The sequence below is a fragment of the Gordonia sp. PDNC005 genome (assembly GCF_016919385.1).
Classification (GTDB): Bacteria; Actinomycetota; Actinomycetes; order Mycobacteriales; family Mycobacteriaceae; genus Gordonia.
This window is the reverse complement of record NZ_CP070351.1, coordinates 2,645,287-2,665,946: the sequence shown is the minus strand read 5'-3', so window position 1 is coordinate 2,665,946 and position 20,660 is coordinate 2,645,287. Positions and strand designations below refer to the sequence as shown.

Genomic DNA, 20,660 nt, shown 5'->3' with positions numbered 1-20,660 from the left:
CGGGGTCAGAAGATCGGCGACTGAAGCCAGGCGGCTTCCACTCCGACCCAGCCGGCTGCGAGGTCGAGCGCGTTGGTCACCCACAGGGTAGCGAGGACGATCGCGCATGTCGCGATCCCGAGGAGCACTTGTGCGACTCGGTTGCCGTCGATGAAACGGCGATAGAACGCGGTCAGCCTGGACATGATCCAGTGGCGCAGACGGGCGGCCCACTCGAATTCCTGCGACAGGATCAGCAGCCCGAGGAACACGATCGCCCAGCCGGGGCCGGGGTAGGGGATCGCCACCACTCCGGCCGCGGTGACGAGGATTCCGACCGTGATCGTCACGTATCGGAGGACAAAACCGTAACGGTGATTGTGCCGAAGGTGCTGGTACCTGGCTCCGAGGCGCGAGAAGATGCCGGCCTTCTCACGCTTCTCGGATGAATCGAGTGGTCTGGTCACGGCACGTTAACGATTTCCGGTCCGGAAGAGTTCCCGTTCGACAGCGACCCTCGACTACTGGTTCACTGTTACGCAAGTGATCAGTGTGACTACTGATGTGTCGTATGGAAGGAACCAGCGCCGATGAACGCTGTACGTGTTCGCCGCGGAGCAATCGTGGCCGCCTCGCTCGTCGCCTCGACGACCCTCGTGCTCGGTGTTGTCGCACCGAACTCCGATGCCGCGCCGAAGGCTCCGGCCGCCAAGGCGCTGACCGGCAAGACTGTATTCCTCGATCCCGGACATCAGGGCTCGGCTGCGGGCCACGACCTCGGCAAGAAGGTTCCGGACGGTCGCGGCGGAATGAAGGAATGCCAGACCACCGGTGCCACGTCGGTCACCGGCAAAGCCGAGCACACCATCAACTGGGATGTCACCCAGTTGGTGAAGGCGGCGCTCGAGAGCAAGGGGGCGCGTGTGGTCCTCAGCCGCAACGACGACACCGGGTGGGGCGGATGCGTCGACGAGCGCGCCGAGGCGGCGAGCAGGTCGGGCGCCGACGTCGCGGTCAGCCTGCACGCCGACTCCACCAGCACCGGAGCAGACGCCGGCAAGACCGGCTTCCACATGATCGTGCCGACGCTCCCGATCCCCGACAAGGCCGTCGACTCGGTGCAGTCGGGTGAGGGGCGCAAGGCGTCGAACACCATGCGTGACGCATTCAAGAGTGCAGGTTTCAGTCCGGCGAACTACGCGGGTGCCGTCGACGGTATCCAGACCCGCGCGGACATCGCTGCGGTCAACCTCACTCGTGTACCCGCAGTGTTCGTCGAGATGGGCAACCTGTCCGACCCGGTGGAAGCGGCGGCACTCGCTTCGCCGCAAGGCGCGGCACGCTACGCGGTCGCCATCACCAACGGCATCACCTCCTACGTCGGGGGCAAGGGCGCGGCGGCCAACCCGACCGCGCCGGTGCCCGCACCCGGCACCGACAACTCGAACACCGGCGTCACGCCGACCGATCAGAAGGCTCCGGCCGACGACGCCGCATCCGGCGTCGACCTCGCAGGTCTCGCCGCGATCGGGCCGTTGATCGACCAGATCACGAAGGCCAAGAGTCCGCAGGAGGCGCAGCGCATCCTGATGACACAGGGCCAGGACGTGACGGCCGACGTCCTCAAGGCGATCCTCTCCGTCGTCTACGCGGTGTTCGGCGGCAAGCTCCCGATCTGACGGCACCGGTCCGTGGGTAGGCTCAGTGGCATGGGTCTCAACCTGGGTCGACGACTGACCACTGTCCGCGAACTGTTCTGGGTTCGCACGCCCGTGCCGTCGCTGCGAGACCGAACGGTTCTCATCACGGGCGCCGCGAGCGGAATCGGACGGGCGACCGCGGTCGCGGCCGCTCGTGAGGGGGCTCGACTCGTGCTCACTGATCTTCAGGCCGACGCGCTCGACGAAGTAGTCGCCGAGGTCGCAGGCCAGGAGGGTACCGTCGCGTACCACTCGGCAGGAGACGTCTCCGACTACGAGTGGGTGGTGGAGTTCGCCCGCGCGGTCGACGCCGAGGTCGGAGTGATGGACGTCGTCATGAATGTCGCGGGCATCTCGGCGTGGGGGACTGTGGAGAACCTGCAGCACCGCCACTGGCGCAAGATCGTCGACGTCAACTTGATGGGACCGATCCACGTGATCGAGTGCTTCGTCCCTCAGATGGTGCGGGGAGGAAGAGGCGGGCAACTCGTCAATGTGTCGTCGGCGGCGGGCCTGCTGGCTCTGCCCTGGCACAGCGCGTACAGCGCCAGCAAATTCGGTATCCGCGGCGTCTCCGAAGTCCTTCGATACGACCTGCGCAGGCATGGAATCGGCGTCTCGCTCGTCTGCCCGGGCGGCGTCGCCACACCTCTCGTCGGCACCGTCGAGATCGTCGGTCTCGATCGCAGCGATCCCCGAGTCGCCAAGCAGGTTGACGGGTTCCACAAGATCGCGGTGACCCCGGAGAAGGCCGCGGCGGCGATCATCCGCGGAGTCACCAAGAACAAGTACCTCGTGTACACGTCGTTCGACGTCCGGTTCGGATACTGGTGGGCGCGCAAGTTCGCGCTGCCGTACGAGGTGGCGATGCGGATCGCGAACAACCGATTCGATCACCTCTCTCGCCTGTCCGGTCTCGGACAGGCCGACTGACGTGTCGCTGCTCGTCGTCGCGGCGACGAAGGCGGAGGCCGCGCACGTCCCGGCGGGTATGAACGTGCTGATCACCGGCATCGGGAAGGTCCGTGCCGCGATCGCGCTGACGCGAGCTCTCGAACGCGGCGACCACGCCGGGGTCGTCAACATCGGGACCGCGGGCGCCCTCCACGATCACCATGCCGGCCTGTTTCTGCCGTCGGCCGTCGTCGAACACGACATCAGCTCCGCCGAGCTCACCGCCATCGGCTATCCAACGACGGACCGCTGGGAGATCAGCGGAGGGGACGGAACGGTTCTCGCGACCGGGGACACGTTTGTCACCGATACGTCTCACCGGTCGGTGCTGGCGGCACGAGCCGATCTGGTCGACATGGAAGGCGCCGCGCTCGCACACGTCTGCGACGCCTACGACATTCCGCTGACCCTGGTGAAGGTCGTCAGCGATCAGGCGGACGACACGGCCATGGACTGGCCGAAGGTGGTCGATGCGGCCGCGCGGGACCTCGCGCAATGGCTCGAATCGAACCTCTGAACCGCGATGCTCAGTCGTCGAGTCCAGCGGTGAGGTCTTCGATCTGGCCTCGCTCGCGCAACTGCTGCCCGGCTGTCCGACGCTGCGATGCGGGGATCTTCTGCGGAGTGGCCCGAACACGCTCTGCAGGCGCGGGCTTGGGCGCGGGGCGACGCGGTGGCTTCGGGGGGACCTTCGCGGCGGGCGCTTTCGGGCGGGGCGCGCGCTCTGGTTTCTGAGCGGTCTTCTGGGCGCCCGAGCCGCGCTTCTGAGGGCGGGAGTCCTCCCTCGTCTTGGCGGTGCTGGTGCGCCCGGTCCGGGGCTTCCGCCTGGCGGCGGGCCTGGCCGACTCTTCACCTGCGAGTCGCTTCTTGACACCCTCCATGCCGCCGAACGGTCGCTTGCTCTCTGGGCCCGTGAAGAACAGTCGGCCGAGGACTACGAGGAGAGCAGCGACGAACGCGATGACCATCCACGGGAACGCGGTCGCGATCGGGAGGACCACCTTGAGAATGATCGTCTTCTTGTCGGTGCCGCCCTCATGCTGGCTGAACAGCGTCACTATGCCGACGACGAACGCGATCAGCGGGGGCTGGACGGCGGCGGTGAACAGTGCGCGTCGCCGGACGGCGAGCGCGGCAAGCACAACACCCACGACTAGGAAGGCCTTGAAGACACGACCCAGCGGAGGTGTGGAGTCCGCGCTGATGACGGCTCCGACCACGGTGAAGCTCGTTGCGAGGAGGACGGCACCCCACCAGGGCAGACCGCGGACCGACGGAATGACGGACTGCTGGTCTGCGGGCAGGGCCGAGCCTGCGAGCGATCGGGGAAACACACCTAGACGTTACCGGTTATGCATGCTCGGCCACCTCATCCGAGCCCGTGAGTTTCCTGAAAACTATGCGCGCGGTGACACGGATCTCACTGTCGAGTCCACTGGTTTCAGCCGAGTCCGGTCAGACGTCGTCTGTCCGGTGGACACGGCGAGTGCCTCCAATTCCGACAACTTCCGGGCGGTGACGCCCAGGCGGGTATCCACCGCGCCGATCGCCGAATTGTAACTCTCGACGGATCGTCGGAGAGCCGATCCAACCTTGTCGAGGTGGCCGAGGACCTGGTCGATCCGCCGGTACAGCTCCCGGCCGAGCGCTTGGATCTGCTCGGCGTCTTCGGCCATCGCGTGCTGCCGCCAGCCGAGGGCGACGGTCCGCAGCAGAGCGATGAGTGTGCCTGGGGTGGCGAGAACGATGTCGCGGGCGAAGGCGTAGTCGAGCAGTTCGGGATCGTGCTGCATCGCCGCGTCCAGAACGCCGTCGCCCGGCAGAAACAGGACGACGAATTCGGGTGAGCTGGCCTGCGCGGACCAGTACGCCTTCGCAGACAACGAGTTGACGTGTGCGCGGACGGCTTGGGCGTGGCGTGCGGCCTTGTCACGCGCGGCTTCCGGGGTGATCCCCGCTGCCGTCGAGTCGAGAAACGCCTGCAGGGGAACCTTGGCGTCGACGACGATGGTCCGTCCGCCCGCGAGGTGAACGACCATGTCCGGTCGCACCACTCGGTCGGCGGTCTGGCCGTGGACCTGCGTTGAGAAGTCGCAGTGCCGTGACATCCCGGACAGCTCGACGACCCGTTCGAGCTGGATCTCACCCCACCTGCCGCGGATCTGCGGAGCCTGCAGAGCACCTGCAAGTCGGGCCGTCTGCTCGTGCAGGCGATGTGAAGTGAGCTGCATTCCGCGGACCTGCTCGCTCAGACCGGCGAACGCGTGCACCCGATTGTGTTCGGACCGGCGCAGTTCGTCGGACAGCTGGCCGAGGGTGTCGCGAAGCGGCGCGACCATGTCAATCGGTGGCGCGCCCGCATCGCGAGGGGCTGTCGCGCCTCGTGCCCACCACCCGAGGAACGCACCGATGACGAGGCAGACGGGCCCGATGACGGCTGCTGTCGTAGTCATGCGGCAATCATGGACCCGACCTCTGACAATTCTGGTCCGTTGCTGGTCAGGCTGCTGCGGCGGTGGTCTCGCGATCGATCAGCGACCGCTTCACGTCGAGCCCGTAGCGGAACCCGCCGAGTGCGCCTCCGATTCGGACCACCCGATGGCACGGCACGAACAGAGCCGCGGCGTTGCGGGCGCAGCACGATGCCGCGCCGCGGATCGCGGCGGGGTTGCCTGCGAGCTCGGCGAGTTCGGTGTAAGTGACCGGTGGACCGGCGGGAACCCGCCGAAGCGCCGCCCACGCAGCAGTCAGGAAAGGGCCGGACGTCTGCCGGACCGTGATGCGCGACGGTGCGTCGAGGTCTCCTGCGTAGTACGCCTCGACTGCGGCGAGCACGGCGCCTCCGTCTCGCTCCTCGAGTGCCTCTGCGCGCAGCGACGGCGCGACGAGGTTGTGCAGGTATGCCGGGTCGTCGGTCCACCCAGACGCGTACACCACGCCGTCGTCGTCGAAGATCGCCGTGAAGCGCCCGTCCGGGGTGCCGACGCCGGCCCAGCCGAGCGTCCGAGAAGTGGTTGTCATGAGAGTTCTCCTTGCGGTTGGTCGATCAGGTGAGAGAGCTGTCTGCGCCACAGGTGCATCGACGCGTACGACCGCCAGGGTCGCCACGCCCCGGTGATGTCGGGGTCCGCGCCCAGATCGGCGAGAGCCCGGTCGATCACCAGGTCGGATCGGGTGAGGACGTCCGGATCGCCCGTCACCCGCATGATCACCTGGTCGGCAGTCCAGTCGCCGACGCCGCTCAGGCGCAGCAGGTCCGCTCGTAAGTTGGACGCATCGGCCCCGGCATGCAGTTCCAGGTGCTGTCCACAGGCGTTCGCAGCGGCGGTGATCGCCGCGATCGAGCGGGCAGGCCCGGTCAGAACTCGCGGGCCGCCTGCGGCGATCGCTTCGGCAGTGGGGAACAGATGCGTCAGGCGTTCGTCGTCCCACGGCAGTGGGTCGCCGAGGGCAGCGACAAGGGCGCCGATCCGGGTGCGTGCCGCCTTGACGCTCACCTGCTGGCCCATCATCACGCGGATCAACGTCTCCGTTCCGTCGACGCTGCCGGGAATCCGGATGCCCGGATTCGCAGCGACGAGCGGACTGAGCACCGGATCGGCGCCGAGCATGCGGTCGACCGCGACGGGGTCGGCGTCGAGATCACAAAGCCTGCGGATCCGGTTGACCGCCGCTCCGAGGTCGCGCATGTCGAGATGGTCGAAGCGGACCGCGAAGTGGTCATCGTGGAACGTGAGCTGTGCGGCGGCCGGACCGTGTGGAAGCGAGAGGCTGCGCCGGTACGTCGTCCCGTCCCAGTGCTCAAGTCCGGGCACGGCGTGCGACGCGAGCCCGTACTGGGTCCAGGCCGCGTCGTACGGCTTGCGGAACGGCAGTTTCAGCGAGATCCCGCCGCCTGCCGCCGACCGACGGATCGATCCGTTCTTGCCCGCCGCCCGCAGAGTTGTCGGTGTGGCTGCATACATCTCGCGGATCGTGTCGTTGAACTGCCGAACACTCGAGAACCCCGCAGCGAATGCGACGTCGGTGATCGCCATGTCGGTACCGGTGAGGAGGATGCGTGCGGACGTCGCTCGATGCGTGCGGGCGAGCGCCGCGGTGCCGGCGCCCAGTTCGGCGGTCAAGACCCGGCTGAGGTGGCGTTCGGTGTAGCCGAGCGCCGCGGCGAGCCCGCGGACGCCGTCGCGGTCGACCACGCCGTCGGCGATCAGTCGCATCGCCCGGGCGGCGAGGTCGGCGTCGGTGTTCCACAGTGGTGACCCAGGAGTCGCGTCAGGCAGGCAGCGTCGGCACGCGCGGAACCCGCGGACGGCGGCGGCTGCCGCCGTCAGGACGAAGTCGACGTTCTCGGGCTTCGGCGTTCGTGCCGGGCACGACGGTCGGCAGTAGATGCCGGTGGTGTGCACAACGGTCACGAACTGGCCGTCGAACCGGGTGTCACGCGCGGCGAGTGCGCGGTAACACCGGTCGAAATCGAGCCGATGCTGTGGGGGTGCTGTGCTGGTCACCACTCCACGATGCCGGTGCGACGAGGACTGTGTCTAGCGGAAATCAGACATGACGGTGCGCCGCCGGACTTTTGTCGGGGGTCTGTGTGACGATGTGGGCGTGACCGAGCAGAATGAGCCAGCTGACCAGGCCGGAACCCCTGCGGCCGACGATCTGAGCGAGGGCCGCCATCCGACTCGCGGCCGGGTTTTCCTCGCCGGACTGAGGTCTACGGCGACCGTCTGCCTGCAGATGCTGCTGGTGCTGGCGTTCCTGTACGCGCTGATGATCTTGCTCGCGAAGTTCTGGGTTGTCCTGCTGCCGGTGATACTCGCGATCGTCGTGTCGACCGTCCTGTGGCCTCCGGTTCGCTGGTTGCGCGCTAAAGGTGTGCCGGCGGCAGCGGCGACCATTCTTATCGTCCTGCTCGGGCTCGGTGTGGTCGCGGGCGTGATCGGACTCATCGTCCCGTCGATCGTCGATCAGGCTCCGGAACTCGCGAACTCCGCCGTCGACGGTGTGCAGAAGGTTCAGGAGTGGGCGCAGGGGCCGCCGCTGAACGTCGGGGATGAACAGATCTCGTCGATTGTCGACGAGATCACCGACAAACTGCAGAAGAGTGCGGCGACGATCGCGACGGGCGTCTTCAACGGCGTCGGGGTGGCGACGTCCGCCCTTGTCACGCTCTTCACGACCGCTGTGCTCGTGTTCTTCTTTCTCAAAGACGGACCCCGCTTCATTCCGTGGCTCAACCGGACCATGGGTGTCAAGCACGGGGCCTCCCACGTCGGTGAAGTGCTGATGCGCATGTGGAACACCCTCGGCGGCTTCATTCGCACACAGGCGATCGTGAGCTTCGTCGACGCGGCGTTGATCGGCATCGGACTACTGGTGCTGAATGTTCCCTTGGCCGGCGTGTTGATCGTCATCACCTTCATCGGCGGCTTCATCCCGATCGTCGGTGCGTTCGTCGCAGGCGCGCTCGCCGTGCTCATCGCGCTCGTCTCGGTCGGTCTGACGAAGGCGTTGATCGTGTTGGCGATCATCCTCGTGGTGCAGCAGTTGGAGGGCAACGTCCTGCAGCCGTGGCTGCAGGCGAAGTCGATGGACCTCCACGCGGTGATCGTGCTGCTCGCGGTGACTCTCGGTGGATCGCTGTACGGCATCACCGGAGCGTTCCTTGCGGTGCCCGCTGCGTCGTGCCTCGCAGTCGCTTTGCGGTACATCCTGGAACAGGTGGGGAAGGCCGCGGGTGAGCAGATAGCGGAGGAAGACGCCGAGGCGGCGGCGAAGGCCGCCGAGCGCCAGATAGACTGACCTCCCGTGAGTCTTACCCTCGGAATCGTCGGCCTGCCCAACGTCGGAAAGTCGACCCTGTTCAATGCGCTGACCCGCAACGATGTGTTGGCTGCGAACTACCCTTTCGCGACCATCGAACCCAACGTCGGTGTGGTCGAACTGCCTGATGCCCGCCTGACTCGACTGTCGGAGATCTTCGGCAGCGAGCGGATCCTGCCTGCGACGGTGTCGTTCGTCGACATCGCGGGCATCGTGAAGGGCGCCTCGGTCGGTGAGGGCATGGGCAATCAGTTCCTCGCCAACATCCGCGAGGCCGACGCGATCTGCCAGGTGGTCCGAGTGTTCTCCGACGACGACGTCGTGCACGTCGACGGCCGGGTGGACCCGTTCGCCGACATCGAGGTGATCGAGACCGAGCTGATCCTCGCCGACATGCAGACCCTCGAGAAGGCGCTGCCGCGTCTGGAGAAGGATGCACGCAAGAACAAGGATCTCGCTGTCCTGCTCGATGCCGCGAAGAAGGCCGAGGCCTACCTCAACGACGGTAAGACGCTGTTCTCGGTGAAGGGCGAGTTCGACCTCTCCTCGGTCCGCGAGCTGCACCTGCTGACGGCCAAGCCGTTCCTGTACGTCTTCAACGCGGACGAAGGTGTGCTCACCGACGACGCGCGCAAGGACGAGCTCCGCGCGGCTGTCGCTCCAGCCGACGCCGTGTTCCTCGACGCGAAGGTCGAGAGCGAGCTGCTCGAACTCGACGAGGACGACGCCAAGGAGCTTCTGGAGTCGATCGGCCAGGACGAGGCGGGCCTGCATCAGCTCGCACGCGCCGGCTTCCACACCCTCGGCCTGCAGACCTACCTGACGGCTGGCCCCAAGGAGGCTCGCGCCTGGACGATCCGCCAGGGCGACACCGCTCCGAAGGCCGCCGGCGTCATCCACACGGACTTCGAGAAGGGCTTCATCAAGGCGGAGATCGTCTCCTTCGACGACCTCGACACCTACGGCACGATGAACGACGCCAAGGCTGCAGGCAAGGTCCGTATGGAAGGCAAGGACTACATCATGGCCGACGGCGACGTGGTGGAGTTCCGCTTCAACGTCTAGCTCGGCGAACCCGCAGACGATTCTCGCTCGTGGCCTCCGCAGGAGTGCGCGCCGTCCCATAGGAATCGCCGATGATGTGCGCCTGATTCCGTCCTCTCGGCGACGAGTAGGGCGATGTCGTCGGCCACACACGCGTGTCGGGGATGGGCAACGATCGGCGGTCCGACCGATGCCACGTGGGCGTTACACCTGGTTGGTCAGCGATTGCTGTATGGTCAGCACATGCTGACCATTTCTTCGCGAGTTGATGTGATGAATCGGCTCGGCCGCGCCATGGCGGACCCGACCCGTTCACGCATCCTGCTGTCCCTCCTCGACGCTCCGGGTTACCCAGCTGGGCTCGCCCGTGAGCTGTGTCTGACGCGCACCAACGTTTCGAACCACCTCTCGTGTCTGCGCGGCTGCGGGATCGTCGTCGCCGAACCGGAGGGGCGACAGACTCGCTACGAGATCGCCGACCCGCACATCGCTGCCGCACTCACGACGCTGGTCGACGTGACGTTGGCGGTCGACGAGAGCATGCCCTGCGTCGATCCAGGTTGCGAGGTGTCAGGCTGCTGCGACGCTGAGGGTGATCGGTGACGATGCCGGTTCGCGCGACTGGTCGAGCCGAGGTTCTGCGGCGGCGGATCAGGATCGTCGTCGCGATCACCATCACCTGGAACATCGTCGAGGCCGTCGTCGCCCTGCTCGCCGGTCGGGCTGCCTCGTCGGCTGCCCTCGTCGGCTTCGGCCTAGACTCCGTCGTTGAAGTCCTGTCCGCCGCAGCCGTCGCCTGGCAGTTCGCCGCACCCGACCCCGACAAGCGGGAGAAGGTTGCGCTGCGCGTGATCGCGGTGTCGTTCTTCGGCCTTGCTGCTTATGTCGCGGTGGACGCGGTGCTCTCGCTGCTCGGGGTCCGGGAGGCGGAGCACTCCCCGGTCGGCATCACCATCGCCGCGCTGAGTCTGGCCGTCATGCCGTTCCTGTCCTGGTTCGAGCGGCGCACCGGCCGCGAGCTTGGCTCGGTTTCCGCGGTCGCCGACTCCAAGCAGACGCTGATCTGCACCTACCTGTCGGCGGCGCTGCTGGTCGGGCTGCTGGTCAACAGTCTGCTCGGCTGGGCATGGGCCGACTCGGTCGCCGCCCTAGTCATCGCTGTCTTCGCGGTCCGTGAAGGTGTCGAGGCATGGAATGGCGACACCTGCTGCGCGGTGCCGGTCGTGGTGCTCGCCGGCGAGCGCGGATCCGGCGAGTGCCCCGACGGCTGCTGCACCGGTGAGGCGGTCTCCAAGACCGACGAGCGGATGTCGGAGTGACACCGGGCGTCTCGTCAGGTGGAGTCTCGCTTAAACGTCCGAGGTGTCGGCTATTCTGGACTGGACGGCTTCGAGCCGTCGACCAGCACTTCCACGTGTCGACCACGTGAATCATCTCGGAGAGACTTGAGCCGCTCAGGACATGTCCGGATGGAGTGCGGCGCACCAATCAGCGCCGACTTCAGCGTGCCGATGTTTCGCACCGGCCACACGAGAGGACATGCCATGTCGTCGAAGGACGAGAAGAACCTCACTCAGGTCATCGACAAGATCGCGAAGATGGACGAGCCCCGGCGCTCGATCGTCCAGCGAGTGCACACCGTCGTCATGGCGGCAGCACCGGAACTCAAGCCGAGGATCTGGTACGGAATGCCCGCGTACGCTGCGTCGGCCAGTACACCGGCACTCGTCACCCTCAGGAACGATGATCGGCTGAATCTCGCGATCACCGAGAAGGCGCGCTTTCAGCCTGCGGGTGGCACCGACGGGTTGCTGATGCCTGCGGCGTGGTTCTTCGAAACCGTGGACGCAGACACCGAACGGCGGATCACCGAGATCGTCCGGTCGGTGGTCGGCTGATCCGCTCGGCGTCAGGAACCCCTCGAACCGATCACAGCAGTGTCGGTTCGAGGGGATCTACGTCGAAGCCTGACGCATCGGTCAGCGAGGCAGTTCGTTCTCGGACTGCGGAGAGGGCCTCGGCGAGGTCGGCTCCGCGCCGATGCAGTGAGTTCATGCCAACCGACTCCCAGACGCCGAACTCGCCGTCAGCGTGGCGGGCGGAGGTGTCCCAGAGGAGGGCGTCACCGTTCTCGCTCCACCCGAACACCTGCAGGCTCGGCGGCAGGTCCCAGTTCCCGTCAGGTTCAACCATCCAATCGAACTCCTCGGACTGCCCATCTACGTATGCGAGGCGGAGACGTTCGGTGAGGACACCACCGCGGCCCAAGAGCCCGTCAGCGTACCCGGACCGGACGGGTGGATAGATCAGCCACAGGCCGAACGTGCGTCCCCACCCGGCGTGCCGGACGAAGTCGCGGTAAGAGGGAGGGAATCCGTCCCCGTCTGGGAACCGGAAGCCGTTCAGCACGTCGACATCGACATGCTCAATGGAAGGTCGGCCGAGCACATGCAGAGTCGAGATTCGAGGGTCCGTCACAGCGACCGATCCTAGGCGACTGCAGGCCGCGGGACGGCCGGGGCGACCGCCGTACCATCGGGACATGACCGACAACCGCACGACTGAAGAGCTCTATGTCGCGGGAGGGTGTCTCTGGGGTGTGCAGTCGTTCGTCGAGACGCTGCCGGGAGTGATGTTCACCGAGGCGGGTCGCGCCAACGGCACGAGCGACTCGCTCGACGGCGACTACGACGGATACGCCGAATGCGTGCGGATCCGCATCGACCCCGCTGTGTTGAGCGTCGACCGGCTGATGACGTACCTGTTCGAGATCATCGATCCGCACAGCGTCAACAGGCAGGGGCCGGACGTGGGGGAGAAGTATCGAACAGGTCTGTACTCGGAGAATCCCGAGCATCTCGATCTCGCGCGGGCTTTCATCGCCGGTCGCGACGACGCCGCCCTCATCGCAGTCGAAGTGCTGCCGCTCACGAACTATGTGCGCAGCGCCGACGAGCATCAGGATCGCCTCGCGCGCTGCCCCGACGACTCGTGCCATCTGCCACGGGAACTGTTGGACAAGTACCGCACAGATGATCACGCGCTCGACCACGTCGTCCTGACCGGCCGGCTGGTCTGCACCACAGCTGACGAGGCCGAGCGTGTCCGGCGACATCTGCCCGAACACGTGGCGCTGACACTCGCCGAGCGCGGCTGCCTGGCATTCGACGTCGAACCGACCGACAATCCGCTGGTGTGGTCGGTGTCGGAGCGATTCGTCGACAGCGCCGCATTCGACGCCCACCGGGAGCGAGCGGCCGGCAGCACCTGGGCCGGAGCGACGGCCGGAATCACGCGCGACTACGTCATCTCAGAGTGCCAACCGGTCGTCTCGGGGCGGAATCCGCTGGGTGTCGGTGCTCCGGTGCCCGTCCTCCGGATGTTCGACGAGGCGTCGGCCCGTGAGTTCTACGTCGACTATCTGCGATTCGACGTCCAGTTGGAGCACCGGTTCGATCCGGATCTGCCGCTGTACATGCGCATCCGGCGAGGCTCGGCAGTCCTCGACTTGTCCGAGCATCACGGAGACGGAACGCCCGGATCCGTCGTCTGGATCCCGATCGTCGACGCCGATGCTTTCCACGCTGATCTCGGCACGCGGACGCATCGGCGACTACGCCCGGGAATCGAGCGTGACGCTCCCGGCGGCCCCACGATTCAGGTCACCGACCCGTCCGGCAATGAGCTGAGATTCTGCGAATCCGCCGAGTGATCGCTGACCGCCTAGTTGATGATCTGGGCCGTCCCGTCGGCAATCCCTTCGGCGAGCCGCTCGCGCCATGCCTGCAATGCTTCGGGTGACAGCCGTGTCCAGTCGGTCACCTCGTCGACCACGATCAGCGGTTCGGTGCTGCGGTACGAGCGGGTCGGATTTCCGGGGAACTTCTTGTCCGTGACGTTCGGGTCGTTCTCGAAGTCGCCCGTCGGTTCGACCAGGTAGACGCGGGGTTCGCCGTCGCCGGCGGCCAACTCGGCGGCCAGGCCTGCACCGTCGACGAGCGCGGTGAAGTAGATGTGATTCATGACGATCTCGGGACGATAATTCGAACGTCGCCCTGCCGTCAGAGCGGCGCCCACCGGCAGATCGGCCTTGGTGCCGTGGAAGAACGGTCCCTCGTCCAGCACCTCATCCATGATCGCAGGGTAGCCGACGGCAGTTCGGCGGTACCGTGGTCGGCATGCCGATCAAGTTCGAGAACGTCGGAATCGCCGTGGACGACATCGACGCCGCCGTAGCCTTCTTCACCGACCTCGGCCTGACGCTCCTGGGTCGCGACGAAGTGAGCGGCGAATGGGCCGACACCGCCGTCGGGCTCGACGGCAACCATGCGCGGATCGCCATGCTGCAGACACCCGACGGGCACGGGCGACTCGAATTGTTCGAGTACATCCATCCCGACGCGATCCCGACTGCGCCGACTCTGCCGAACGAGATCGGCATGCACCGGGTGGCGTTCTCCGTCGACGACATCGACGATGCGCTGACGATAGCGGCACGGCACGGGTGTCACCCGCTCCGGGGCGTCGCGAACTACCAAGACGTCTACAAACTCACCTATCTGCGCGGGCCGAGCGGCATCATCGTGATGCTCGCCGAAGACCTCACCCGCAGTCGGTAACGATTCGGGCCTGGTCCAATCGCGTCCGATCGCGGATACTTCGACGGATGACGCGACTCGTTCGGAACCTGACTGCCCTCGCTTCGTCGCTGCTGATCGCGTTCAGCCTGCTGGCGGCGCTGCCTGCGGCAAGTCATGCGGCAGGCTGGACGTACACGATGGTTGCGTTCAGCAACACATCCGACCGGGCGATGGACGTCTACCAATCCAGCGACGGAACCGACTTCACGCCACTGCGGAAGTCGGCCTACCGCCCGCCGACCGGCCGGGTCCGCGATCCGAGCATCTTCCGGAACGCGGCGGGCGACTACTACATCACGTACACGACGGCGAACCGCGCGAACATCGGATTCGCACGTAGCAGCGACCGTGTCCACTGGACGAAGATCGCCGACTACCCGGTACCGTTCTGCTGCTTCCTCCTGCCGGGGACCGGCGACGGTCACGCTTCGGTCCCGGGCTTGGGAAGCACTGGCGACCTGTTGAAGAGTGTTCCGTCGCTGTCGCCGTTCACGACCAAGGCGTGGGCACCGGAGTGGTTCGTCGACGGTGGTCGTGTGAGCGTCATCGTGTCTCTCTCGACCGGCGGCGGGTTCGTTCCGTATGTGATGACCGCGATCGACTCGTCGTTCCGCCTCTGGAGCCCTCCGGTTCCGCTGGCGGGCATCGGCGCGGACCACATAGACACCACGGTTGTGAAGGTCGGGTCGACCTATCACGCGTTCACCAAGAACGAGACCAAGAAGTTCGTGCAGCACGCGGTCGCGCCTTCTCTGACGGGTCCCTATCGTTTCGTAACCCCGGGGAACTGGGGGGCCTTCGTTGAAGGGCCTGCTGTCGCGAAACTGCCGGACGGCCGATGGCGTCTCTACCTCGACGCGTACACCACGGGCAAGTACCTCTACTCCGACAGTCGCGACGGACTCGCAACCTGGTCACCGGTGAAGGAGCTGCCGGGACTGTCGGGGCACGTCCGACACATCGGCGTCATGCGTCAGCCGACATAGGTCACCTTTCGGGTCGCAGGTGTACCGTGGGGCCGACGGAGCCATTTCGGCTTCCGAAATTGAGGGACACATAACGATGAGCGACAAGTCGCCACGGCAGAAGATGTCCAAAACCTCCGGCAAGTCGATCAAAGAGAAGCGTGCGGACAAGCACGCGAAGGCTGCTGCGAAGTCGATCCACGACAAGCTCGAGACGAAGAAGTGACGGCGACGTCGACGATAGGAATCGTCGGTACGTCGGCCAAGGAGAACGAGTTTCGCCTTCCGGTGCACCCTGCGCATCTGGCGCGGATCGCGCCATCCATCCGGAAGCGGATGACCCTGGAACGCGGCTACGGACAGCGCTTCGGCTACGTCGACGACGATCTCGTCGGCTTGGTCGGCGCGATCGCGGACCGATCAGACGTCATCGCCGAATCGGATGTGGTCGTTCTTCCCAAACCGCAACACTCGGATGTGGAACGGATGCGCGAGGGAGCGGTCCTTTGGGGCTGGCCGCACTGTGTGCAGGACGTCGTGGTCACACAGATCGCGATCGATCGGCGGCTCACGCTGATCGCGTTCGAGGCGATGAACCACTGGACGCTCGACGGCTCCGTCGGGGTTCACGTCTTCCACAAGAACAACGAGCTCGCAGGCTACAGCTCAGTGCTGCACGCTCTCGCGTTGACCGGATCGACCGGAGACTACGGTCGTCGCCTGCGAGCGGTGGTGATCGGATTCGGCGCGACAGCTCGCGGTGCGGTCACTGCTCTGAACGCGCACGGCATCCACGACGTCCATGTGCTGACCAACCGGGACGTCGCCGCTGTCGGGTCGCCTATCCACTCCGCGGCGATCACGAGGTTCGATCACGACCGGCAGGCGCCATACCTCAGCCACGTCGTGACCGACCGCGGCCGGACCCCTCTCGCGCCGTTCCTCGCCGAGCGTGACGTCATCGTCAACTGCACGCTGCAGGACACCGAGCATCCGCTGGTCTACGTGATGTCCGACGACCTGCACGCATTCCGTCGCGGCACTCTGATCGTCGACGTCTCGTGCGACGAGGGGATGGGGTTCGAGTGGGCGCGTCCCACCACGTTCGACGCGCCGATGTTTCAGGTCGGGCACGGCATCGACTACTACGCGGTCGACCACAGTCCGTCGTACCTGTGGAACTCCGCGACGTGGGAGAACAGCGAAGCCTTACTGCCGTTCGTCGACACCGTGATGGCGGGTCCGGACGCCTGGAACGGCAACGAAACGATCAACCGGGCGATCGAGATCCGCCGTGGTCACGTGCAGAATCCGAACATCCTGTCGTTCCAAGGCCGTTCGGCGGTGTATCCGCATCCATCGGTCAGAGGGTCCGACACGTCTCCGGGTGACGCCCTTGGTTAATCGTCGCCATGTGAGACGAGCCAGTCGAGGAGGGGCTTCGTCTCCCGCCAGTGGACGCGGATATTCTCGACGAGTTCCGGCGTGTGGATCACCTCGTCGAACCCGTAGTCGCGCATCACGCTCATCGTCTTGTGACGGAGCAGGTGGATTCGGGGGTGGTCTTTGTCCCACCCGCGCGGAGCTGTTTTGAGAGTGTCGCCGCCGAACTCCCATCCGCTCTTCTGAAGTCTCGTGACGATCTTCTCCAACTCGTGCCCGTGCCGGTCGTGGTCGATCGACTTGCGGATCGCGGTCAGCCGCGTCGGCGAGGCCTCGTAGAAGCCTGCTCCAACGCGCAGTCCCGGCGCGCCGATCTGTACGTAGTAGCCGGTCGACGGCGCCACCGCGACGTACGCGCCTTGGTGAGTTTTGTACGGCGACTTGTCTTTTGAGAAGCGCACGTCCCGGTTCGGGCGGAAGATCTTCGCCGCGCCGAATTCGTCCGCGAGCTCCTCGGTGAGTGCCGCCATCGGTTCCGCAACCGCGGTTCGGTAGGTCTCGCGATGCGCTTCCCAGTACGTCTTCGAATTGTCGAGTTCGAGATCGTCGTAGAAGTCGAGCGCGGCTTCGGGGAATCCGGTGAACGGCATGGAAGACAGCCTATCGGCCGGAAGACAGTATTCTCCCTGGGTGCATGTCCGATGGGTGACAGCACAGAGAAGGAGCGAGGAAGATGTCCGACGAACTGCTTCCGTGTCCCGCATGCGGTGAAGCGTTCAGTTATGAGCAGGGCGCGCTTCTCGTGTGTGGAATGTGTGGCCACGAGTATTCCGCCGATGCCATTGCAGACGGTGACGGAGAGACGACGGCAGAGGTCACCGACGCTGTAGGCAACGTTCTCGTCGACGGCGACACGGTGACCATCGTCAAGACCATGAAGGTCAAGGGCGGCGGTGGCGGTGTCATCAAAGTCGGCACCAAAGTGCGTGGAATCCGTTTGATCACCGACGGCGTCGGCGACCACGACATCGACGCTACGGTCCCCGGGTTCGGGAAGATGCAGCTCAAGTCGAGTGTCGTCAAGAAGGTCCTATAGGACGAAAGGGCGACATCGGGCAGTGAATCGTCGTAGGGTGAGGTCAGGTCGGGACCGACATCGAGGGGACACGGTCGTGAACAGAATCATTCGAGGAATCACCGTCGGCGCGGTCGCTTTGGGCGCCGTAGCCTTGGCGCCAGCGCCTGCTCAGGCGGCGCCCGTGGTGCCGTTTCAGATCCAGCCGGCGCCGTTCGGCAATCCGAACGGCAGCCTCGATGTACCGCCGATCCGTTGTGGTCTGGTCCGGGACAGCGTCGGAGTCGTCACCGTCACCGGGACGAGGCGCGATCGCTGGGGCTGCATCCCGCGGGCGTCCGTCTCGTGGATCAACCTGTCGACCGGGCGGACCGGGTCGGCGAGGCTCTCCGCAGGACTCAACGGCCACGTGCCGCAGGCGCGCCTCGTGACCGGCCGCGGTCAGGTCGTCCTGACTCTCGGTTCCGCGGGCGGCGTGATGACGCCCGGCTTCGCCACGATCGCGGCCTAGCGAGTCACCTGGTCGTGGAGTCTGACGGGCCACTGCGCAAGATCGGACGGCGTGTGCGCGACGCTCAACGTCGCTGACGGAAGCAGGTCGGCGAGTGCATGCGCCGTCGACAGCGGGTGCCCCGGATCGTCGATCCACGCCAGGATCGACGTCGGGACCGAAATCCCTGCGATGGTGTCCGGAGCGGGGAGGTCGCTCAGCGCCGCGCCCCGGAACACGGCCGGAAGCAGGTCCGCGCGGACGTCGGGAACAGTCTCGTCGACCCCTGTCAGTGCCGGCGGTTGGGGGACGGCACGTCCGGCGTCGATGAACGCGCCGATTCCGTCGGCTTCGATCCGGTCGGCCGCCGCGCGGTAGTCGTCGGCGATCACGGACCGGGTGTCCCATGCGGTCGGCGGAATCATCAACGTCAGGCCGGAGAATCTTTCGGGATCAATCGCGGCGGCATGAAGCAATGTCCCCGTGCCCATCGACGGACCCACGCCGTGCACACGTTCGCCCGGGAACCACTCGTCGAGCAGGCGCAGCAGATCCGATGCCAGGGCAGGCCAGCGGTAGTCGTCGGGAACCGCGCGCCCGGTGGACCGGCCGTGAGCACGCGCGTCGTATCGCAGCAGGCGCGTGCCGCTCAGCCCTCGCCCCAGATCCAGGCCGAGGCTGCGGTCTCGTGCCCGACTCGACGTGAGCCCGTGCAGTTGGACGACGGGCCTGCCGTGCTCGTCACTGAACGAAACGTCGAGGTCTGCGCCCGGCACAGGGAACGTCGGCATGGGATCCTCCTCGAGTTGCGGGCCTGGAGATGATGGGTAGCGTAGCGCCATGAGGCTCACGAACATCGGGCACCTCCGGCTACCGTTCGGGCGACTGTTCGGATACGACGTCGTCGTGTCCGACCCGGGGGCCGAGCTGCAGGTCTCGTTCGACCAACGCCGCCACGTCGGGGCGGGCGACCGCCCCGGTTCGTGGATGGCGTTGTCGTTCCGGCTGTCGAGCCTTGTGCCTCGAGATGAACTCGCCGCTGCGTGGCTCGATGTGATCGCACGTCACGGCACGCTGCGGTCGGTGTTCGTTCCGGGACCCGACGGGCCGCACCTGCACGAGGTCGAGGTCGGGGCCGGGAGCTGGGTGGAGCACCGGATAGGCGCGGGCCAAGCCGTCAACGAAGTGCTCCGCGCGGTGTTCGACGAATACTGCACGCCCTACTCCCGCCCGTCACACCGGATGTGTGTGCTCGAGACCGCGACCGGGCCGACGGTTGTCGTCGCCGCGGACCACTCTCACGTCGACATGTGGTCCATGCTGGTGATCGTCCGCGACCTGCTCGCGTCACTCGGCGGCCACCCGCGCGACGTCGCACCGGCGTTCGTCGACCACACTCGCGCGTTGATGGACCGCCCGACGGCACCGGACGACGTTCGTGAGCGCTGGGCGCAGATCCTGTCCGACAGCGGCGGGACGATGCCGCGGTTCCCGCTGCCGCTCGGGTCACCGGTCATGCATTCCGAGCGGGTGGAAGTGCGCGACGTGTTCGACGTCGACGAGAGCGCCGCATTCTCGGCACAGGCGCGCACCGACGGAGTGTCGACTCTCTCCCTCGCTGTGTCGGCGATGACCGAGGTGACGCAGACCCTCGCAGGCACTCCGTTGCGCGCGGTGTTCCCGGTGCACAGCCGATACGACTCCTCGTGGCACGAGTCGGTCGGCTGGTTCATCACCAACTCCGTGATCTCGTCCGACGATCCAGATCCGACTGCCGCGGCAGCGGCGGTCCGTGAAGCCGTCCGGCTCGGGTCATGGCCGCTGAAAGACGTCCTCGAACCGTGGGGAGGGGACATGCCGGAGGCCCCCGGGATGTTCGCGATCTCGTGGCTCGACCTGCGACGGCTTCCCGTCCGGATCGACTCGACGAGCATCGACGCCCAATACGTGGGCGCGGTCATCGCGACCGACGGAGTGATGCTCTGGTTCATCCTCGACGACTCCGGTCTCCACCTGCGTTGCCGGTACCCCGACACCGACGAGGCCAGAGCCGGTGTCGGCGGCTGGCTCGACGCGCTCGTCGCGCGACTACGGGACAGCGCTCACTCCTCCGCGGGAGACGTGCTGCACCTCGGGGACAGGACGTTCCGCGTCCAGCGAGCCGTCCGCGCCGACGTTCCCGCGATCGTCGCGTTGTTGGCGGACGATGAGATCGGCCGGACACGAGAAGGCGCCGAGGTCGAGCGCTACGAGGCGGCGTTCGACGTCGTCGCCCGCGACAGTGCCCACTACCTGGCGGTGGTGCGAGACGACGAGCGCATCGTCGCGACGATGCAGCTCACGGTGATTCCCGGATTGTCTCGAGGCGGCACCACCCGGCTGCAGATCGAGGGTCTGAGAGTCGCTCAGGCCGAGCGGTCCCAAGGTCTCGGCTCGGCGATGCTCGACTGGGCTCGCGCACATGGAAGCGCCCACGGCGCCCGCCTCGTGCAGGTGACCACCGACGAGGCACGCGACCGGGCGCGAGCCTTTTACGCGAGGGCGGGCTTCCGGTCCGACCACGTCGGCCTCAAGCTCGAGTGGTGATGTGGCAGCGATACGGTC

Annotated in this window: 25 protein-coding genes and 1 pseudogene; 17 read left to right on the top strand and 9 right to left on the bottom strand. The window is 66.3% G+C overall.

All coding sequences use genetic code 11. From position 1 onward, the window contains the following. Positions 1-5: 5 nt before the first annotated feature. On the bottom strand, positions 6-446 hold the full coding sequence (locus JVX90_RS12660; RefSeq protein ID WP_205329111.1) for a TIGR02611 family protein: 441 nt from the start codon (positions 444-446) through the stop codon (positions 6-8). Positions 447-569: 123 nt separating this feature from the next. On the opposite strand from JVX90_RS12660, the gene JVX90_RS12655 reads away from it, so the two are divergent. From JVX90_RS12655 to JVX90_RS12645, 3 genes are read left to right on the top strand one after another with little or no spacing between them, the layout of a single operon-like run. After that, a complete protein-coding gene (locus JVX90_RS12655) occupies positions 570-1,658 on the top strand; it encodes an N-acetylmuramoyl-L-alanine amidase (RefSeq protein ID WP_205329110.1) in 1,089 nt (362 codons plus the stop codon). 30 nt (positions 1,659-1,688) lie between these two features. Next, positions 1,689-2,612: an SDR family oxidoreductase gene (locus tag JVX90_RS12650; protein ID WP_205329109.1), complete on the top strand. Its 924-nt coding sequence runs from the start codon at positions 1,689-1,691 to the stop codon at positions 2,610-2,612. Between the two features lies 1 nt (position 2,613). After that, a complete protein-coding gene (locus tag JVX90_RS12645; RefSeq protein ID WP_205329108.1) occupies positions 2,614-3,150 on the top strand; it encodes a nucleosidase in 537 nt (178 codons plus the stop codon). Between the two features lie 10 nt (positions 3,151-3,160). On the opposite strand, the gene JVX90_RS12640 is transcribed toward JVX90_RS12645, so the two are convergent. From JVX90_RS12640 to JVX90_RS12625, 4 genes are all read right to left on the bottom strand, one after another. Then, positions 3,161-3,967 (bottom strand): DUF6542 domain-containing protein, encoded by an 807-nt coding sequence (locus JVX90_RS12640; protein ID WP_205329107.1) that lies wholly within the window; start codon positions 3,965-3,967, stop codon positions 3,161-3,163. Positions 3,968-4,030: 63 nt separating this feature from the next. Further along, a complete protein-coding gene (locus tag JVX90_RS12635; RefSeq protein WP_205329106.1) occupies positions 4,031-5,086 on the bottom strand; it encodes a DNA recombination protein RmuC in 1,056 nt (351 codons plus the stop codon). A 46-nt stretch (positions 5,087-5,132) separates the two neighbouring features. Next, positions 5,133-5,654 carry a methylated-DNA--[protein]-cysteine S-methyltransferase gene (locus tag JVX90_RS12630; RefSeq protein WP_205329105.1) on the bottom strand — a complete coding sequence of 174 codons (522 nt, stop codon included), beginning with the start codon at positions 5,652-5,654 and terminating at the stop codon, positions 5,133-5,135. Continuing rightward, complete coding sequence (locus JVX90_RS12625) at positions 5,651-7,144, bottom strand: AlkA N-terminal domain-containing protein (RefSeq protein ID WP_240193890.1); 1,494 nt, start codon at positions 7,142-7,144, stop codon at positions 5,651-5,653. Before JVX90_RS12625 ends, JVX90_RS12630 begins: the two co-directional genes overlap by 4 nt. Before the next feature lie 46 nt (positions 7,145-7,190). Between JVX90_RS12625 and JVX90_RS12620 the strand changes: the two genes are divergently transcribed. The 5 genes from JVX90_RS12620 (at position 7,191) to JVX90_RS12600 (ending at position 11,401) form a co-directional block, all read left to right on the top strand. Further along, positions 7,191-8,438: an AI-2E family transporter gene (locus JVX90_RS12620; RefSeq protein ID WP_205329103.1), complete on the top strand. Its 1,248-nt coding sequence runs from the start codon at positions 7,191-7,193 to the stop codon at positions 8,436-8,438. A gap of 6 nt (positions 8,439-8,444) precedes the next feature. Then, on the top strand, positions 8,445-9,524 hold the full coding sequence (gene ychF, locus JVX90_RS12615) for a redox-regulated ATPase YchF (protein WP_205329102.1): 1,080 nt from the start codon (positions 8,445-8,447) through the stop codon (positions 9,522-9,524). A 222-nt stretch (positions 9,525-9,746) separates the two neighbouring features. Next, complete coding sequence (locus tag JVX90_RS12610; RefSeq protein ID WP_205329101.1) at positions 9,747-10,106, top strand: metalloregulator ArsR/SmtB family transcription factor; 360 nt, start codon at positions 9,747-9,749, stop codon at positions 10,104-10,106. A gap of 2 nt (positions 10,107-10,108) precedes the next feature. Beyond that, positions 10,109-10,822, top strand: coding sequence for a cation transporter (locus JVX90_RS12605; protein WP_205332413.1), 714 nt, complete (start codon positions 10,109-10,111; stop codon positions 10,820-10,822). A gap of 225 nt (positions 10,823-11,047) precedes the next feature. Then, positions 11,048-11,401, top strand: a complete 354-nt coding sequence (locus JVX90_RS12600) for a DUF1801 domain-containing protein (protein ID WP_205329100.1) — start codon at positions 11,048-11,050, stop codon at positions 11,399-11,401. Positions 11,402-11,432: 31 nt separating this feature from the next. Here the strand turns inward: JVX90_RS12600 and JVX90_RS12595 are convergent, their stop codons facing one another. Continuing rightward, positions 11,433-11,981 (bottom strand): hypothetical protein, encoded by a 549-nt coding sequence (locus JVX90_RS12595; RefSeq protein WP_240193889.1) that lies wholly within the window; start codon positions 11,979-11,981, stop codon positions 11,433-11,435. Positions 11,982-12,045: 64 nt separating this feature from the next. Between JVX90_RS12595 and JVX90_RS12590 the strand changes: the two are divergent. Together JVX90_RS12590 and JVX90_RS20720 are read left to right on the top strand one after the other, a co-directional pair. After that, positions 12,046-12,534: pseudogene (locus JVX90_RS12590) on the top strand (peptide-methionine (S)-S-oxide reductase); the annotation flags it as partial. After that, positions 12,517-13,215 carry a glyoxalase superfamily protein gene (locus tag JVX90_RS20720; protein ID WP_336819375.1) on the top strand — a complete coding sequence of 233 codons (699 nt, stop codon included), beginning with the start codon at positions 12,517-12,519 and terminating at the stop codon, positions 13,213-13,215. The pseudogene JVX90_RS12590 and the gene JVX90_RS20720, both read left to right, overlap by 18 nt. 11 nt (positions 13,216-13,226) lie before the next feature. On the opposite strand, the gene arr is transcribed toward JVX90_RS20720, so the two are convergent. Next, positions 13,227-13,637 carry an NAD(+)--rifampin ADP-ribosyltransferase gene (gene arr / locus JVX90_RS12575; RefSeq protein ID WP_205329099.1) on the bottom strand — a complete coding sequence of 137 codons (411 nt, stop codon included), beginning with the start codon at positions 13,635-13,637 and terminating at the stop codon, positions 13,227-13,229. A gap of 44 nt (positions 13,638-13,681) precedes the next feature. Between arr and JVX90_RS12570 the strand changes: the two genes are divergently transcribed. From JVX90_RS12570 to JVX90_RS12560, 4 genes are all read left to right on the top strand, one after another. After that, positions 13,682-14,122, top strand: coding sequence for a VOC family protein (locus JVX90_RS12570; RefSeq protein ID WP_205329098.1), 441 nt, complete (start codon positions 13,682-13,684; stop codon positions 14,120-14,122). 47 nt (positions 14,123-14,169) lie between these two features. After that, positions 14,170-15,129: a glycoside hydrolase family 43 protein gene (locus JVX90_RS12565; protein ID WP_205329097.1), complete on the top strand. Its 960-nt coding sequence runs from the start codon at positions 14,170-14,172 to the stop codon at positions 15,127-15,129. Between the two features lie 76 nt (positions 15,130-15,205). Next, positions 15,206-15,334: a hypothetical protein gene (locus JVX90_RS20690; protein ID WP_275889928.1), complete on the top strand. Its 129-nt coding sequence runs from the start codon at positions 15,206-15,208 to the stop codon at positions 15,332-15,334. Further along, complete coding sequence (locus tag JVX90_RS12560; protein WP_205329096.1) at positions 15,331-16,512, top strand: N(5)-(carboxyethyl)ornithine synthase; 1,182 nt, start codon at positions 15,331-15,333, stop codon at positions 16,510-16,512. The genes JVX90_RS20690 and JVX90_RS12560 overlap by 4 nt, the downstream gene beginning before the upstream one ends. Here the strand turns inward: JVX90_RS12560 and JVX90_RS12555 are convergent. Continuing rightward, the gene (locus tag JVX90_RS12555) at positions 16,509-17,141 is read right to left on the bottom strand and encodes a DUF2461 domain-containing protein (protein WP_205329095.1); all 633 of its coding nucleotides are present in this window, start codon (positions 17,139-17,141) and stop codon (positions 16,509-16,511) included. The genes JVX90_RS12560 and JVX90_RS12555 overlap by 4 nt on opposite strands. Before the next feature lie 83 nt (positions 17,142-17,224). On the opposite strand from JVX90_RS12555, the gene JVX90_RS12550 reads away from it, so the two are divergent. Further along, positions 17,225-17,587 carry a zinc ribbon domain-containing protein YjdM gene (locus tag JVX90_RS12550; protein WP_205329094.1) on the top strand — a complete coding sequence of 121 codons (363 nt, stop codon included), beginning with the start codon at positions 17,225-17,227 and terminating at the stop codon, positions 17,585-17,587. Between the two features lie 76 nt (positions 17,588-17,663). Then, on the top strand, positions 17,664-18,077 hold the full coding sequence (locus tag JVX90_RS12545; protein WP_205329093.1) for a hypothetical protein: 414 nt from the start codon (positions 17,664-17,666) through the stop codon (positions 18,075-18,077). Here JVX90_RS12545 and JVX90_RS12540 read toward each other — a convergent pair. Further along, positions 18,074-18,847, bottom strand: coding sequence for an alpha/beta fold hydrolase (locus JVX90_RS12540; protein ID WP_205329092.1), 774 nt, complete (start codon positions 18,845-18,847; stop codon positions 18,074-18,076). The genes JVX90_RS12545 and JVX90_RS12540 overlap by 4 nt on opposite strands. Before the next feature lie 49 nt (positions 18,848-18,896). On the opposite strand from JVX90_RS12540, the gene JVX90_RS12535 reads away from it, so the two are divergent. After that, a complete protein-coding gene (locus JVX90_RS12535; protein ID WP_205329091.1) occupies positions 18,897-20,642 on the top strand; it encodes a GNAT family N-acetyltransferase in 1,746 nt (581 codons plus the stop codon). Positions 20,643-20,660: the final 18 nt, after the last annotated feature.

Coding starts and splice junctions, on each gene's coding strand:
- JVX90_RS12600 (WP_205329100.1), top strand. CDS start 11,048: ATGTCGTCGAAGGACGAGAAGAACCTCACTCAGGTCATCGACAAGATC.
- JVX90_RS12565 (WP_205329097.1), top strand. CDS start 14,170: ATGACGCGACTCGTTCGGAACCTGACTGCCCTCGCTTCGTCGCTGCTG.
- JVX90_RS12610 (WP_205329101.1), top strand. CDS start 9,747: ATGCTGACCATTTCTTCGCGAGTTGATGTGATGAATCGGCTCGGCCGC.
- JVX90_RS12605 (WP_205332413.1), top strand. CDS start 10,109: ATGCCGGTTCGCGCGACTGGTCGAGCCGAGGTTCTGCGGCGGCGGATC.
- JVX90_RS12570 (WP_205329098.1), top strand. CDS start 13,682: ATGCCGATCAAGTTCGAGAACGTCGGAATCGCCGTGGACGACATCGAC.
- JVX90_RS12650 (WP_205329109.1), top strand. CDS start 1,689: ATGGGTCTCAACCTGGGTCGACGACTGACCACTGTCCGCGAACTGTTC.
- JVX90_RS12635 (WP_205329106.1), bottom strand. CDS start 5,086: ATGACTACGACAGCAGCCGTCATCGGGCCCGTCTGCCTCGTCATCGGT.
- arr (WP_205329099.1), bottom strand. CDS start 13,637: ATGGATGAGGTGCTGGACGAGGGACCGTTCTTCCACGGCACCAAGGCC.
- JVX90_RS12655 (WP_205329110.1), top strand. CDS start 570: ATGAACGCTGTACGTGTTCGCCGCGGAGCAATCGTGGCCGCCTCGCTC.
- JVX90_RS20690 (WP_275889928.1), top strand. CDS start 15,206: ATGAGCGACAAGTCGCCACGGCAGAAGATGTCCAAAACCTCCGGCAAG.
- JVX90_RS12550 (WP_205329094.1), top strand. CDS start 17,225: ATGTCCGACGAACTGCTTCCGTGTCCCGCATGCGGTGAAGCGTTCAGT.
- JVX90_RS12555 (WP_205329095.1), bottom strand. CDS start 17,141: ATGCCGTTCACCGGATTCCCCGAAGCCGCGCTCGACTTCTACGACGAT.
- JVX90_RS12620 (WP_205329103.1), top strand. CDS start 7,191: ATGACGGTGCGCCGCCGGACTTTTGTCGGGGGTCTGTGTGACGATGTG.
- JVX90_RS12535 (WP_205329091.1), top strand. CDS start 18,897: ATGAGGCTCACGAACATCGGGCACCTCCGGCTACCGTTCGGGCGACTG.
- JVX90_RS12540 (WP_205329092.1), bottom strand. CDS start 18,847: ATGCCGACGTTCCCTGTGCCGGGCGCAGACCTCGACGTTTCGTTCAGT.
- JVX90_RS12630 (WP_205329105.1), bottom strand. CDS start 5,654: ATGACAACCACTTCTCGGACGCTCGGCTGGGCCGGCGTCGGCACCCCG.